A 13,972-nucleotide genomic window follows, 5' to 3' on the forward strand; every position below is an offset into this window, starting at 1 on the left:
TAAGAATAACCGTAATAATAGTGTGCGTGGCTTTCTTGTCAGAAGTCTGTGAGTAAAAACTATTAATCTTGAAGCGGTTATTCAGGCAGTCAGTTTTATTGATAGCTTGCTGTTGTAGATATAATGGGTTGTTCGCCGTTTGTATCTGTGAAGGTGCCTTTTATGCATAATATTGTGGTAGTTATGTTAACCCTCAGTTTTACCAGTATATTGGTCTTCTTCGCTATTGCTATGCATGCTTGATGGGATGATTCGTCGAGAAAGTGAGACTCGCTAAATACATCCTTCTCGTGTTTGATCTTAATGAGTACGACAAAAAAATAGAGGTCATTGTGGTATTTTATTTTATCGGGATTATATATGCCATCTTTATGATTTATGTCGGTATTTATGAAATCAGCCAGGAATCAGGCGAAAGTCATGCTGTTTTCTACCAGATGTTATTAATATTTTCTGGGAGTATAATCGTCGTGGCTTTTATCTGGAGTCTGCTGTATCGGATAAATAGCGCGAAAAAATAAAGCTTATGTCGAACGACAATCAGCATCTGTGCACCTTGAGCGTATAAACGGGATCATCATAATCCAAATATCCGATATTAAAATCGGAGAGTTTATTGTAGGTAATGTCGATAAATGTGGGCATTGCCGTTATTGAGTGAGTCGTAAAATGCGAAATGAAAAACAAGATGTGGCTTGGAAATCAATGATTGCTAGTGGTTTACTTTCGATCGGAAAATTTGCCGTTGGGATATTCACCGGAAGTATTGGTCTTATTTCTGAAGGAATACATTCTCTTACCGACTTTATCGCCACTACCGTCACCTGGTGCGCAGTGCGGGTCAGTGATAAACCCGCCGATGACGATCACCACTTTGGGCACGGAAAAGTAGAGAATATGGCGGCTCTGTTTGAAATTTTGCTGCTATTAATGGCCGCAGCTTGGATCGCCGTCGAAGCATGGAAACATTTTTGGGGAGAAACCCAGCCGATTATTGCCGCGCCAGCGGTTATTCTGACGCTGATTATTGCGATGACGGTTGATTTTTATCGTGTCCGTGCCTTAAAACGAGTGGCCGAAAAAACCAATAGCACGGCGCTGGAAGCCGGTGCTCTGCATTTTCTCTCCGATATGATGTCGTCTGGAGTGGTTTTATTGGGCATGGTATTTGTGTTGTTTGGCTACCCAAAAGCCGATGCGCTGGCAGCGATGGTGGTAGCACTGTTTATTCTGGTGACGGCAATAAGACTGGGAAAACGTTCCTTTAACACGTTAATTGATACCGCTCCGGTCGGTAAACAGCATGAAATTACTGCTTCATTAACCCGTTTTCCCGAGGTTATTTCCGTGGCTAAATGCCGGGTGAGAGATGCGGGAGCGATGTTGTTTATTGAAGTAACCATTATTGTTTGTCGGACATTGTCGTTAGAGCGTATTGATCAGCTTAAAAGTCACATTGCTAAAAACTTGGCTGCGGATTATAGCGATGCCGAAATAACTGTATTGGCCACACCGAAAAAAAGAAATGATGAAAGTATGGCAACCCATTTACGGGTTATTGCGGCCAACAATGACGTAGCGATCCATAATCTGACCTTGCAGCAATTGTCTTCGCATACGTCGATTAGTTTGGATTTGGAAGTGCCAGCTCATTTTAGTGTAACCCAGGCCGATGTGGTGGCGACCGCCATGAAATCAGCCATTAGAGACGAGATGGGCGCGGCAACCGAAGTCGATATTCATATTGAACCGCAGATCAACTACTTGCTAAGTAGCGCGGATGTACCAAAAGCAGAACTCGTTACTATTCGCGAGGCACTATGCCAGTTGATGCAGCAAGACAGTATGTTGCGTGATATTCGCGACGTGAAAGCGAGAAATACCGATGTAGGTATTGTCGTCAGCTTTAATTGTATCGTACAACCTTTTATTTCTGTGATTAAAGCTCACTCGGCGATCGATAATATCGAGATGAAACTTAAAGCGCTTTATCCGGCCATTTCACGCGTTGTGGGTTATGTTGAGCCAGGTGACATTGAGCCGGTTGAAGCTTTGCAATAGTGGCGGTTTAAAGCTGCATTCTTGGCGGTCGATGGGGTATTGTGCAAACGAGAGGCGATTCTGCCTCTATCTTGTGGCATAATGCGCGCCGAATCACATATTTCTAATATTGATCCCCCTATTCAGTTATCCAATCGAGAGCGAGCTCTGTGCTAAGTACTAACAACATCACCATGCAATTCGGCAGTAAGCCGCTGTTTGAAAACATTTCAGTAAAATTTGGCGGCGGCAACCGCTATGGTTTGATCGGCGCTAACGGCTGCGGCAAATCAACCTTCATGAAAATTCTCGGTGGCGATTTAGTGCCGAGCGCAGGTAACGTGTTCCTCGATCCCAATGAGCGTTTGGGTAAATTGCGTCAGGATCAGTTCGCCTTTGAAAAGTACACTGTTCTGGATACCGTGATCATGGGTCATGGTGAACTGTGGGAAGTGAAGGAAGAACGTGACCGCATTTATGCTTTAGCCGAAATGAGTGAAGAAGACGGCTATAAAGTGGCCGATCTGGAAGTTGCCTACGGCGAAATGGACGGCTACAGCGCGGAAGCCCGTGCCGGTGAATTATTACTGGGCGTAGGTATTCCGGTCGAACAGCATTATGGCCTGATGAGCGAAATCGCTCCAGGCTTTAAACTGCGTGTACTTTTGGCGCAGGCGCTATTTTCCAACCCGGAAATTCTATTGCTTGATGAGCCAACCAACAACCTGGATATCGATACTATCCGTTGGTTGGAGCAAGTGCTGAACGAGCGTAGTAGCACCATGATCATTATTTCCCATGACCGTCACTTCCTGAATATGGTGTGTACTCACATGGCGGATTTGGATTATGGCGAACTGCGGGTTTATCCGGGTAACTACGACGAATACATGACGGCGGCAACGCAGGCACGTGATCGTCTGTTATCCGATAACGCCAAGAAAAAAGCTCAGATTTCTGAGTTGCAGTCTTTCGTTAGCCGCTTTAGCGCCAACGCCTCGAAATCCAAGCAGGCGACATCGCGTGCTCGTCAGATTGATAAAATTCAATTGGATGAGGTGAAAGCTTCGAGCCGTCAGAACCCGTTTATTCGTTTTGACCAAGAGAAAAAACTGTTCCGTAACGCGCTGGAAGTTGAGGCGCTGACCAAAGGCTTCGATCATGGCCCACTGTTTAAAAAACTCAATCTAATGGTTGAAGTGGGTGAGAAAGTTGCCATTCTGGGGCCGAACGGTATCGGTAAAACGACCTTACTGAAATGCTTGGGGGGTGACGCGCAGCCGGATTCTGGCACCGTTAAGTGGTCAGAGAACAGCAAGATCGGTTACTACGCGCAGGATCATGCCAGTGATTTTGAGATCGACCTGACGGTATTCGACTGGATGAGCCAGTGGAAACAGGAAAAAGATGATGAGCAGGCGGTTCGCAGCGTGCTAGGTCGTCTACTGTTCAGCCAGGATGATATCAAGAAGAAAGTCAAAGTGTTATCTGGTGGTGAGAAAGGCCGCATGTTGTTTGGTAAGTTGATGATGGAACGTCCTAATATTCTTATTATGGATGAGCCAACCAACCACCTTGATATGGAATCCATTGAAGCTCTGAATATGGCACTGGAAATGTATGAAGGCACCTTGATCTTCGTTTCCCATGACCGTGAGTTCGTGAGTTCACTGGCGACCCGTGTGATCGAAATGACGCCGAGCAAGATTCACGACTTTACCGGTAACTACGAAGATTATCTGCGTAGTCAGGGTATTCAGTCTTAATCGACTCTCGTTCCGCGCCATCCCTGGCGCGGACGCTTGACTCTTCTCCCCGTCTTTCCTTCCAGAGATTGCGTTATCGAGGTGGATCAGCAGTCTGAAGAGGGTACTCGGAACAATGGCTACTTACCGCACACTTCACACTGCGGCGCTTTAGTCAGTTTCAGGGTGCGAAACTCCAGCGTCATGGCATCCAGCATTAACAGGCGGCCACGGCGTACCTCTCCGTAACCAGTTAGCAGTTTAATTGTTTCCATCGCCTGTAAGCTGCCTATGGTGCCGACTAACGGTGCCATCACTCCAGCTTCAACGCAGGTAAGTGCCTCTCTACCGAATAAACGGCTGAGGCAACGGTAGCAAGGTTCGTCATCTCCATAGGTAAATACGCTGATTTGCCCTTCCATACGAATTGCTGCGCCGGAAACCAGTGGTTTTTTCTGGTAAAAGCACTGACGATTCAACTGTTCACGTATCGCTACGTTATCGGTACAGTCCAGCACTAAATCGTGTTCGGCTATGCTTACCGCCAGCGGCTGATCGTCCAGTTGGCGATCCAGCGTGGTGATGCTCAGGTGTGGATTGATTTGCTCAAGTGTCAAACGGGCAGAAGCCACTTTGCTCATGCCAATCCGGTCATCCCGATGTAGAATCTGTCGCTGTAAATTGGACAGTGAAACTCGGTCGAAATCCAGCAATGTCAGGTGACCAACCCCTGCTGCGGCTAAATATTGCGCAGCAGCGCAGCCCAGACCACCCAAGCCCACCACCAGAACCCGCGAAGCTTTCAGTTTTTCCTGACCATCAAAATCAAAACCACGCAGGACAATTTGCCGGTTATAACGCATCATTTCCGCATTCGATAGCTCCGGCAACATATCAGCCTCTCAGCACAGGGTTAAACAGCTCGATCTCGACGCTTTCACCAACGGCGACGGAACCGCGATCCTGTTCCAGCACGATAAAACAGTTACCTTGACTAAAAGAGCTAAAAACGTGCGAACCTTGATGACCGGTGCTGCTGACTTGCAGTTTTCCATCCGCGCTACGGGAGAGGCGGCCTCGCTGGAAATCCAGTCGCCCTGGCGATTTTTTCAGCGGTGTCATAGCAGTAGCAGTCAGGCGTAGCGGTGGCTGCCAGTGGGTATGCCCAGACAGTTTCGCCAGCAGCGGTTGCACCAGTTGATAGAAGGTCACCACGGCGGAAACTGGATTGCCCGGCAGGCCACAGAACCAGGCATTTTTCAGCTTACCGAAAGCGAAAGGTTTACCTGGCTTGATGGCCAGTTTCCAGAAGCTGACATCGCCCAGTTCTTCCAGCATTTGCTTGGTGTAATCAGCTTCTCCCACGGAAACACCACCGCTGCTGATCACCAAATCGGCCACTTCATCGGCTCGTTGGAATGCGGTGCGCAGCGCGGATTGATCGTCGGGAATGACACCTAAATCAATAACCTGACAGCCTGATTGTTGCAGCATTAAACGTACTGCGAAACGATTGGTATCGTAAATTTGCCCTTCAGCCAGTGGTTGCCCGATGGCTTGCAGTTCATCTCCGGTTGAGAATATGGCCACTTTCAACTGACGTATGACTGGCAGTTCGGCGATACCCAGTGAGGCCAACAACGGTAACTCAGCCGCGCCCAGTTTGATGCCCGCAGGCAACACATCGGCACCTTGGCGAATATCTTCACCAGCTAGTCGAATATTTTGCCCACTTTTAATGGGTACATTGAACAATATGCCGCCATCGCTGATGGTAGCTTGTTCCTGCATAATAACCGCATCAGCACCGATGGGAATCGGCGCACCGGTCATAATTCGAATACAGGTATTGGCTGGCCATTCACCTTTGAACGGCGCGCCGGCAAAGGCTTTTCCAGCTACCGGTAAGGCTGTGCTAACGTTAATCTCATGGCTACGTACGGCGTAACCGTCCATCGCCGAGTTGGCAAAAGGTGGGACATTAATCGGGGAGGTCACGGAGGTAGCAGTCATCCGGCCAGCAGCATCGGTCAATGGAATGGATTCGGTGGCCGTTAACTGAGTCACTTGCGACAACATTTTTTTCAGCGCCTGTTCCAGAGAGATTAAATCCGGGGTGTTACAGTGATCCATGCTGGGCTCCGTGGTCAGGATATCTGGCGGGTAAACAACTTCACCGGCGGCAGATGATCCAATCAAATAGGTGAGGTGACTATTATGTCAGAGATCGGCAATTGGGTGAATGAATGGTCGGGGGAAAGTCGTCAGCACTTCACTCTCAGGCAAAATCAGGTATTAAATGGGGAGCAGCGATGAACAGCCAACAAATTCTGGATTTTTGGTTCAGTGAAATTGACCCGGCATTGTGGTTTAAAAAAGACGATAATTTCGACAAATTACTGAGCCAGCGTTTTGGCACGGTGTGGCAGGCGGGTGCCAAGGGAGAGTTGGCCGAGTTTCCAGTGCGGAAGAACTGGCTTTTTTATTGCAATCCGACTCTTCTTTTTAACCTCAGATTAAATCAGGTGCTCTTTAGTCATACTGAGCACCTGATTTAATCGCGGGTTTGCATCTATAACTTTGTCATTAACCTCGCAGGGTTCTGCTTGCTACAATAATGATTTTTTATGTAAATATTTTGCGTGAAAATGCAAATGATCTGCAATAAATGTCGCTATGGTAAAATAACTATGGTCATAGCCTGGCTGAATACGAAGCACCAGCGACCCGTCTCGTTGGCGCGCAATTTCAGCCAATTTGGCCGGCTGAAGTTGGTCGGCTAAAAACTGATCGCCATCGCCTTGATCGACCAGAATGGGCAACGCGGTGTTGCTGATGGATAACAAATGGCAGCTATCGTATTGCAACCACTGAGATTCATCTTCCCCCAGATAAGCGGTGAAAGCTTTACGCCCCCATGGTACCTGACAAGGATTCACAATCGGTGCGAAGGCGGAAACTGACTGATATTGCAGAGGATTACGCAGTGCCAGCATTAAAGCACCGTGGCCACCCATTGAGTGGCCGCTGATGGATTGTCGATCGCTGACGCTAAAGTGCTGACGAATCAAGTCGGGCAACTCTTTGCTGATATAATCATACATCCGAAAATGATCGGACCAGGGTTTTTGCGTGGCGTTCAAGTAGAACCCGGCACCCTGGCCAAGATCGTAGCCTTCATCGTTCGGCACATTCTCACCGCGTGGGCTGGTATCCGGCATGACCAGTACCAGACCCAGTTCGGCGGCAACGCGCTGTGCCCCAGCTTTCAGGGTAAAGTTTTCGTCATTGCAGGTCAGGCCTGACAGCCAATACAGCACCGGTGGTGGCGTGTCATCCCGCGGTGGCGGCAGATAAATGCTGAATGTCATGTTGCAATTCAAGCTGCTGGCGGTGTGGCGATAGCGCTGCTGCCAGCCGCCAAACATCCGGTGCTCTTCGAGAAGTTCAATTGACCTGTGCATATCTCTGCCTCCTTGCCTTATTGATTAAAGTGAATCACAGTGCGGATCGATTTACCTTCATGCATTAAATCAAAGGCTTCATTGATTTGATCCAACCCCATCGTATGGGTAATAAAGTCGTTCAGTTGGAATTTCCCGTCTAAATACTGCTGTACGATGCCTGGCAGCTGTGAGCGGCCTTTAACGCCACCAAAAGCGGAACCGCGCCATACGCGGCCGGTGACCAACTGGAATGGTCGGGTAGCGATCTCTTCACCGGCTCCGGCTACGCCGATAATGACCGATTCACCCCAGCCTTTATGGCAGCATTCTAGCGCGGAACGCATGACATTAACGTTACCGATACATTCGAAAGAAAAGTCTACGCCGCCATCGGTCAGCTCAACGATGACATCTTGAATCGGCCGATCATAATCTTTCGGGTTGATCAGATCGGTGGCACCCAGTTTCCGCGCCAAATCAAATTTACTGGTATTCAGATCGATACCGATAATTCGACCGGCACCCGCCATTTGCGCGCCAATAATCGCTGATAACCCTATACCGCCGAGACCAAAGATCGCTACGGTATCGCCGGGTTGGACTTTAGCGGTATTCATCACGGCTCCCATGCCGGTGGTGACGCCACAGCCTAACAGGCAGACTTCTTCTAACGGTGCTTCTTTATTGATTTTTGCCAGTGAGATTTCAGGGACTACGGTCAACTCAGAAAAAGTCGAGGTACCCATATAGTGGAAGATGGGTTGGCCATTTTTTGAGAAACGGGTAGTGCCGTCTGGCATTAGACCTTTGCCTTGTGTAGCACGAATAGCCTGACACAGGTTGGTTTTACCGGATCGGCAGAATTTACATTCACCACATTCCGGGGTGTACAGCGGGATCACATGGTCACCGACCGCAACGCTGGTTACGCCTTCGCCCACCGCTTCGACAATACCGCCACCCTCATGGCCCAGAATTGCCGGAAATACGCCTTCAGGATCTTTGCCGGACAGGGTGTAGGCGTCGGTGTGGCAAACGCCAGTGGCGACAATACGCACCAGCACTTCGCCTTTCTGTGGCGGCATCAGATCCACTTCTTCAATGGATAGTGGCTGATTCGGCCCCCATGCGACGGCTGCGCGGGTTTTGATCATCTCCATGCTATTACTCCTCGGTTTTGCTACTGTAAATGTGATTTAATTTAATGTTTTTTGTATTAAATATGTTAATTTAATCAATTCAACGATTGATGATGGGACTGAACTTAAACGGCTCAGGCGGCTTCAATTTGCTCAATAATTAGCTGTTTCAGTGCCCGTACATTGGGGCTGAAGGCATCTCTACGCCAAATCAGCCAAGTGGCGGTATCGGCAAACTCAGCCGGTAGCTGATGCACCCGCACACGTTCGTGGCCAGGTAATAACGCCAGTACTGAATGGGGAATCAACGCCAGACCGGCACCGCTAACCACGCAGGCCAGCATGGCGTGATAGGACTGGATTTCCAGAATGGCACCAGGCAAGACACCAGATTGACGAAACCAGGACTCCAGTCTTAAACGGTAGGAGCAACTGGGACGGAAGGCAAACAAGGTTTTATCCACTGCATCGCTGGCCTGCTCGATCGGCGGGTGATCGACACAGGAAATGATCACCAACTGTTCGTCAAAGGCGCGACAGCCATGCAGTTCATCATGTTGAACTGGCCCATCGACCAGCGCTGCTGCCAGCGTACCGGCACGCACCTGCTCAATAATTTCGCCGGAAGTGCCGGTTATCAGGGAAAGTGACACCTGAGAATAGCGTAGATGATAAGCCGCCAACAGATTGGGCAAGCGGCTGGCGGCAGTACTTTCCATTGAGCCTAGCGGGAAGCTCCCCGCTGGCTCTCCGGCATGGGTAATGCGCATCGCTTCTTCACTCAATGCCAGAATACGGTGGGCATAACAGAGAAAGTTATGGCCCATCGGCGAAAGGCGCAGACGCTGTTTTTCTCGGATAAACAGGTCGGCTCCCAGCTCCACCTCCAACTGGCGCAGGCGGGTGGTCAAGTTAGACGGCACACGGTGCATCTGTTCTGCAGCACGAGCGACGGAACCGGTTTCCGCCACGCAGCAAAACATACGCAGTTGGGTCAAATCCATGGGCATTCTCTTTTCGTGATTAACTTTGTGACTATTATTCATTTTTTTTGATTCTAGTGTCGGCGCATGATATTAGCAACTTTCTTTTAACTGGCAGTATTGGTTCCGGTAGGTGATGGATATGGCGTTAAGAATTGCATTAAGTGGTTTTCTGGCATTGGTCGTCGCGATGGGCATTGGCCGCTTTGCCTTTACGCCACAGGTGCCTTTAATGATAGCCGAACATCAGTTCAGCCTGACTGGAGCGGGCTTGGTCGCGGCATTTAACTATTTGGGCTATCTGTGTGGTGCCTACGACGCTATGCGCGCCAGCCGTCATGTCGAACGGCGTTTATGGCTTGGTGTGTGGGGCGCGGTGACGCTGACGTTGCTGTCGGCCGTGGTCAATGGCCCGTGGTGGCACGGCGGGGTGCGTTTCGCCATTGGCTGGGCCAGCGGTTGGTCGATGGTGCTGGTGGCGGCCTGGACCAATGAGCGTCTGGCACACTATGGCCGTCCGGCGTTGAGCGCCGCCGTCTTTGCTGGGCCGGGTGCGGGAATCTTCATCAGCGGCCTATTAGCCGTTATCATCCACAGTTTTGCCTTGAGCGCCTCGCAGGCGTGGCTGGTTTATGGTGCATTGGCTTTGCTATTGATTGGCTCGATCAGTATTAATCTGCCGAGGGCTGGGGAATTACACCGTCCGCAGGTGGTGGTTACACCGTTGGTGCTGACACCCGCGTTAAAACGTTTGGTGTGGAGTTATAGTCTGGCGGGCTTTGGCTATATCTTACCAGCGACGTTTCTATCACAAATGGCGACGTCCCGCTTCCCTGATAGCCTGTTTGCACAATTTGTCTGGCCGGTATTTGGTGGCGCGGCGGTTATCGGCATTGGTTTGGGCATTCTGACGAGGCACTGCCTGAGTACGCAAACTCGTTTGGCGTTGACGCTCTGGGTACAAGCGCTGGGCGTGTTGTGCGCCGAATGGGTTCCAGGGGTGAGCGGTCTGATACTTGGAGCGGTATTTACCGGCGGTGGTTTCCTCAGTGTCGTGCAACTTGCTCTGCAACATGGCCGTGAACTGGCACCTAACCATACTCGTTATATGGCAGGTTTGCTAACCACCGGCTATGCCCTTGGGCAATGTGTTGGGCCGATATTGTCGGCAATCTCAACGGCATTAACCCATCGGCTAGAACCTGCGCTTTATGTCGCGGTGATGGCATTGATGATTGCTGGTGGTCTGGTGATCAATACGGCAGCTCGCACCGGTAAAAATACGGCAGCATAAATTGCGGGAATCAACGGTCTTAATCTTTGTGGATCAGGCTGTGATGCCGTTATTTCATCGGGACATGAAACACAATCACTGGATAATCCTGACGCTCTCATCTAGAGTGGTGCACAAAATCCGGACGTGATCTGCATCAATGTTTACGCCTGCCGGGTGCGTACGCCTGCTGGAGAGAAGAATGTCATCGCTAAGTAAAGAAGCAATATTGGTTCATGCTGCACTGGAAGCTCGTGGTCTTGAAACCCCTTTACGGGGGCAAGTGTTAGATTCAGAAACACGTAAACAGCGGATTCAGGCTCATATGACCGAGATTATGCAATTACTCAATCTCGATTTGTCTGACGATAGCCTGGCTGATACCCCAAGACGTATCGCAAAAATGTATGTCGATGAAATTTTCTCCGGTTTGGATTATGCCAATTTCCCTAAAATCACCGTCATTGAAAACAAGATGAAAGTAGACGAAATGGTCACGGTGCGAGACATTACGCTAACCAGCACCTGCGAGCACCACTTCGTCACCATTGATGGTAAGGCCACGGTTGCTTATATTCCGAAAGACAGCGTGATCGGCTTGTCCAAAATTAATCGCATCGTTCAGTTTTTCGCCCAGCGCCCACAGGTGCAAGAACGTTTGACGCAGCAAATTTTGCTAGCGTTACAGACTTTGTTAGGAACCAGTAATGTCGCGGTATCGATTGATGCGGTGCATTATTGCGTAAAAGCTCGCGGTATCCGCGATGCGACCAGTGCCACGACGACCACGTCATTGGGCGGGTTATTTAAATCCAGCCAGAATACCCGCCAGGAATTCCTGCGCGCGGTGCGTCACAGCAGTTAATCCTTTTTTGCATAAGATGGCACGCCATTGTGCCACTACACTGGATGTCAACTATGCGTCAACGGATCGCAACCTTGGACAGCGTGAGAGGGCTGGCCATTCTTGGCATTCTTCTCCTTAATATCAGCGCTTTTGGCCTACCTAAGGCGGCTTACCTTAATCCGGCCTTTCTGGGACTACCTTCGTTATCTGATGCCTGGACCTGGGCGGTGCTGGATATTTTTGCTCAGGCCAAGTTTTTATCGATGTTCGCCATTTTATTTGGCGCCGGACTTGAGCTATTACTTCACCGAGGAAAAGGCTGGATTCAGGCACGGCTTTCGATTTTGCTGTTGCTAGGGCTGATTCACGGTATTTTCTTTTGGGATGGCGATATCCTGCTGGCCTACAGTCTGATTGGTTTGGTGTGCTGGCGAATGATCCGCGACGCCAAAAGTGCCGATAGCCTATTGAGAACCGGAGCCGTGCTATATCTCATCGGCGTGGGTGTATTGTTACTTCTTGGGTTTATTGTGACTGGTGAGCCGGGGCAGTTCTGGATGCCTGGCCCAGCGGAAATCCAGTATGAGCAATTTTGGAAACTAAAAGGTGGCAGCGAAGCCTGGATCAATCGCGTTGATCTATTATCGTCCAATTTGATCGCCATTGGCGCGCAATATGGTTGGGAATTGGCTGGATTTATGCTGTTTGGCGCAGGATTGATGCGCAGCGGTTGGTTACGCGGACAGTATAGTTTGCAGCATTATCGTTTGCAGGCGACGTGGATGATACCGCTTTCACTGCTTATCCAGATTCCGGCGATTGCAGCACAATGGCAGTTGCAATGGGAATATCGCTGGACGGGTTTTCTGCTCCAGGTGCCGCGAGAACTGGGCGCACCGTTACAAACATTGGGCTATCTGGCGCTATGCTACGGTTTCTGGCCGACGCTATCACGTTGGCGCATCAGCCACTGGTTAGCGAATGTTGGCCGCATGGCGCTGAGTAACTATCTGTTGCAAACCTTGATTTGTACTACACTGTTTTACCGCTTTGGCCTCTATCAGCAATTGGATCGACTGCAATTACTCATGGTGGTACCCGCTGTTTGGTTATGTAACCTATTGTTTTCTAATCTTTGGTTAAGCTATTTTAACCAGGGACCGATTGAGTGGGTATGGCGCCGGTTGACGGCCTATGCCAGCGGGCAACCGGCTCGTCATTCTGACGGCAAAGCTTAACGGCGATAAATGAATAAACTGCAATCAACAGGTTAAAATAATGTATGTAAGCGTTTTCTTTCCTGTGACGGATTTCACGTAGTCACGACCACAAACTGGTTAGGATAGGCGGATTATTGGCGCGATGGATTCATCCGCACTGCCTACTTCACCACAGGTCGAGATGTCTATGACGGTTACACACATTATTACTATCCGCGATGTGGCTAGGTTGGCTGGCGTCTCACTCGCTACTGTGTCGCGGGTGCTGAATAATAGCGCTGCGATCCGACCTGCGACTCGAACTGCTGTCCTGCAAGCCGTTGCAGAGCTGGGTTATCGCCCGAATGCCAACGCGCAGGCATTGGCCAGTCAAAGCAGCGATACCATTGGTGTCGTGGTGATGGATGTGTCCGATCCCTTTTTCGGTGCTCTGGTTAAAGCGGTGGATACCGTGGCACAGCAGCATAATAAATATCTGTTGATCGGCAACAGTTATCATCAGGCAGAGAAAGAACGTCATGCGATTGAGGTATTGATTCGTCAGCGCTGCAATGCGTTGGTCGTTCACGCCAAAGCATTGGGCGACGCTGAACTGATCGACTTTTTGGATCAGGTTCCCGGCATGGTCTTGATTAATCGTATTATCCCCGGTTATGAATCTCGTTGTGTTGGGCTGGACAATGTTAGCGGTGCGCATATTGCCTGCCGGTTACTACTCAGGCAAGGGCACCGGCGCATTGGTTTCCTCGGTTCTAATCATCCGATTGAAGATGTTGTCCAGCGTCAGCAAGGATATATTCAGGCGTTAGAATCTGCGGATATTAACCCGCAGGAAAGCTGGCGAGCTTATGCATCACCTGATCTAGCGGGTGGTGAAGCCGCCATGATCGACCTATTAGGGCGCAACCTGAATTTGAGTGCGGTTTTTGCCTACAACGATTCCATGGCTGCTGGCGCGATGGCAGTACTGAAAGAAAACGGTATCATGGTGCCGGAACAATTCTCGCTGGTGGGTTTTGATGATATTCCGATTGCCCGCTACACCAGTCCAAAGTTAACGACTGTGCTCTATCCTATTGTTTCAATGGCGACTTTAGCCACCCAACTGGCCCTATTTAGTGCTGGGCAGGTCTCTGAAGATAACGCAGCTTACTGCTTTCAACCCACCCTGGTACCGCGTCATTCAGTGGCGGTTTGTCAAACTGTGGCACCGCTCACTAGTTGAGCATTTATTCTTGTGTAACCGTTTTCAATCTGTGAGAAAATTCACAGATTATTA

Annotated in this window: 12 protein-coding genes; 7 read left to right on the forward strand and 5 right to left on the reverse strand. The window is 49.7% G+C overall.

The features are described 5' to 3' along the window. The first annotated feature begins 669 nt into the window (after positions 1-669). Both DJ39_RS08920 and DJ39_RS08925 read left to right on the forward strand, forming a co-directional pair. Entirely contained in the window at positions 670-2,061 is a 1,392-nt protein-coding gene (locus tag DJ39_RS08920; protein ID WP_004717129.1) for a cation diffusion facilitator family transporter, read from the forward strand. 149 nt (positions 2,062-2,210) lie between these two features. Continuing rightward, entirely contained in the window at positions 2,211-3,806 is a 1,596-nt protein-coding gene (locus tag DJ39_RS08925) for an ABC-F family ATPase (RefSeq protein WP_071815356.1), read from the forward strand. Between the two features lie 119 nt (positions 3,807-3,925). On the opposite strand, the gene moeB is transcribed toward DJ39_RS08925, so the two are convergent. Further along, positions 3,926-4,678, reverse strand: a complete 753-nt coding sequence (moeB, locus tag DJ39_RS08930; RefSeq protein ID WP_004717133.1) for a molybdopterin-synthase adenylyltransferase MoeB — start codon at positions 4,676-4,678, stop codon at positions 3,926-3,928. 1 nt (position 4,679) lies between these two features. Next, positions 4,680-5,918, reverse strand: a complete 1,239-nt coding sequence (gene moeA / locus DJ39_RS08935) for a molybdopterin molybdotransferase MoeA (RefSeq protein ID WP_038244350.1) — start codon at positions 5,916-5,918, stop codon at positions 4,680-4,682. Positions 5,919-6,097: 179 nt separating this feature from the next. On the opposite strand from moeA, the gene DJ39_RS18445 reads away from it, so the two are divergent. After that, positions 6,098-6,343 carry a DUF924 family protein gene (locus DJ39_RS18445; RefSeq protein WP_038244348.1) on the forward strand — a complete coding sequence of 82 codons (246 nt, stop codon included), beginning with the start codon at positions 6,098-6,100 and terminating at the stop codon, positions 6,341-6,343. A gap of 51 nt (positions 6,344-6,394) precedes the next feature. Here DJ39_RS18445 and fghA read toward each other — a convergent pair whose 3' ends face one another. From fghA to ptrR, 3 genes are all read right to left on the reverse strand, one after another. Next, positions 6,395-7,249: an S-formylglutathione hydrolase gene (gene fghA, locus DJ39_RS08945; RefSeq protein WP_038244346.1), complete on the reverse strand. Its 855-nt coding sequence runs from the start codon at positions 7,247-7,249 to the stop codon at positions 6,395-6,397. A gap of 17 nt (positions 7,250-7,266) precedes the next feature. Then, positions 7,267-8,391 (reverse strand): S-(hydroxymethyl)glutathione dehydrogenase/class III alcohol dehydrogenase, encoded by a 1,125-nt coding sequence (locus tag DJ39_RS08950; protein ID WP_004717142.1) that lies wholly within the window; start codon positions 8,389-8,391, stop codon positions 7,267-7,269. Between the two features lie 113 nt (positions 8,392-8,504). Continuing rightward, positions 8,505-9,374, reverse strand: a complete 870-nt coding sequence (gene ptrR, locus DJ39_RS08955) for a putrescine utilization regulator PtrR (RefSeq protein ID WP_004717143.1) — start codon at positions 9,372-9,374, stop codon at positions 8,505-8,507. A gap of 121 nt (positions 9,375-9,495) precedes the next feature. Here ptrR and DJ39_RS08960 point away from each other — a divergent pair, with 121 nt between their 5' ends. From DJ39_RS08960 to galS, 4 genes are all read left to right on the forward strand, one after another. After that, positions 9,496-10,647: a YbfB/YjiJ family MFS transporter gene (locus DJ39_RS08960; RefSeq protein ID WP_038244344.1), complete on the forward strand. Its 1,152-nt coding sequence runs from the start codon at positions 9,496-9,498 to the stop codon at positions 10,645-10,647. 181 nt (positions 10,648-10,828) lie between these two features. Continuing rightward, positions 10,829-11,491 carry a GTP cyclohydrolase I FolE gene (gene folE / locus DJ39_RS08965; protein ID WP_038251309.1) on the forward strand — a complete coding sequence of 221 codons (663 nt, stop codon included), beginning with the start codon at positions 10,829-10,831 and terminating at the stop codon, positions 11,489-11,491. 53 nt (positions 11,492-11,544) lie between these two features. Continuing rightward, positions 11,545-12,711 carry a DUF418 domain-containing protein YeiB gene (gene yeiB, locus DJ39_RS08970; protein WP_004717149.1) on the forward strand — a complete coding sequence of 389 codons (1,167 nt, stop codon included), beginning with the start codon at positions 11,545-11,547 and terminating at the stop codon, positions 12,709-12,711. Positions 12,712-12,880: 169 nt separating this feature from the next. After that, positions 12,881-13,918, forward strand: a complete 1,038-nt coding sequence (gene galS / locus DJ39_RS08975; RefSeq protein ID WP_038244458.1) for an HTH-type transcriptional regulator GalS — start codon at positions 12,881-12,883, stop codon at positions 13,916-13,918. The last annotated feature ends 54 nt before the right edge of the window (positions 13,919-13,972 follow it).

The sequence above is a fragment of the Yersinia ruckeri ATCC 29473 genome (assembly GCF_000754815.1).
Lineage (GTDB): Bacteria > Pseudomonadota > Gammaproteobacteria > Enterobacterales > Enterobacteriaceae > Yersinia > Yersinia ruckeri.

Coding starts and splice junctions, on each gene's coding strand:
- DJ39_RS18445 (WP_038244348.1), top strand. CDS start 6,098: ATGAACAGCCAACAAATTCTGGATTTTTGGTTCAGTGAAATTGACCCG.
- DJ39_RS08960 (WP_038244344.1), top strand. CDS start 9,496: ATGGCGTTAAGAATTGCATTAAGTGGTTTTCTGGCATTGGTCGTCGCG.
- moeA (WP_038244350.1), bottom strand. CDS start 5,918: ATGGATCACTGTAACACCCCGGATTTAATCTCTCTGGAACAGGCGCTG.
- folE (WP_038251309.1), top strand. CDS start 10,829: ATGTCATCGCTAAGTAAAGAAGCAATATTGGTTCATGCTGCACTGGAA.
- galS (WP_038244458.1), top strand. CDS start 12,881: ATGACGGTTACACACATTATTACTATCCGCGATGTGGCTAGGTTGGCT.
- fghA (WP_038244346.1), bottom strand. CDS start 7,249: ATGCACAGGTCAATTGAACTTCTCGAAGAGCACCGGATGTTTGGCGGC.
- DJ39_RS08920 (WP_004717129.1), top strand. CDS start 670: ATGCGAAATGAAAAACAAGATGTGGCTTGGAAATCAATGATTGCTAGT.
- DJ39_RS08950 (WP_004717142.1), bottom strand. CDS start 8,391: ATGGAGATGATCAAAACCCGCGCAGCCGTCGCATGGGGGCCGAATCAG.
- ptrR (WP_004717143.1), bottom strand. CDS start 9,374: ATGGATTTGACCCAACTGCGTATGTTTTGCTGCGTGGCGGAAACCGGT.
- moeB (WP_004717133.1), bottom strand. CDS start 4,678: ATGTTGCCGGAGCTATCGAATGCGGAAATGATGCGTTATAACCGGCAA.
- yeiB (WP_004717149.1), top strand. CDS start 11,545: ATGCGTCAACGGATCGCAACCTTGGACAGCGTGAGAGGGCTGGCCATT.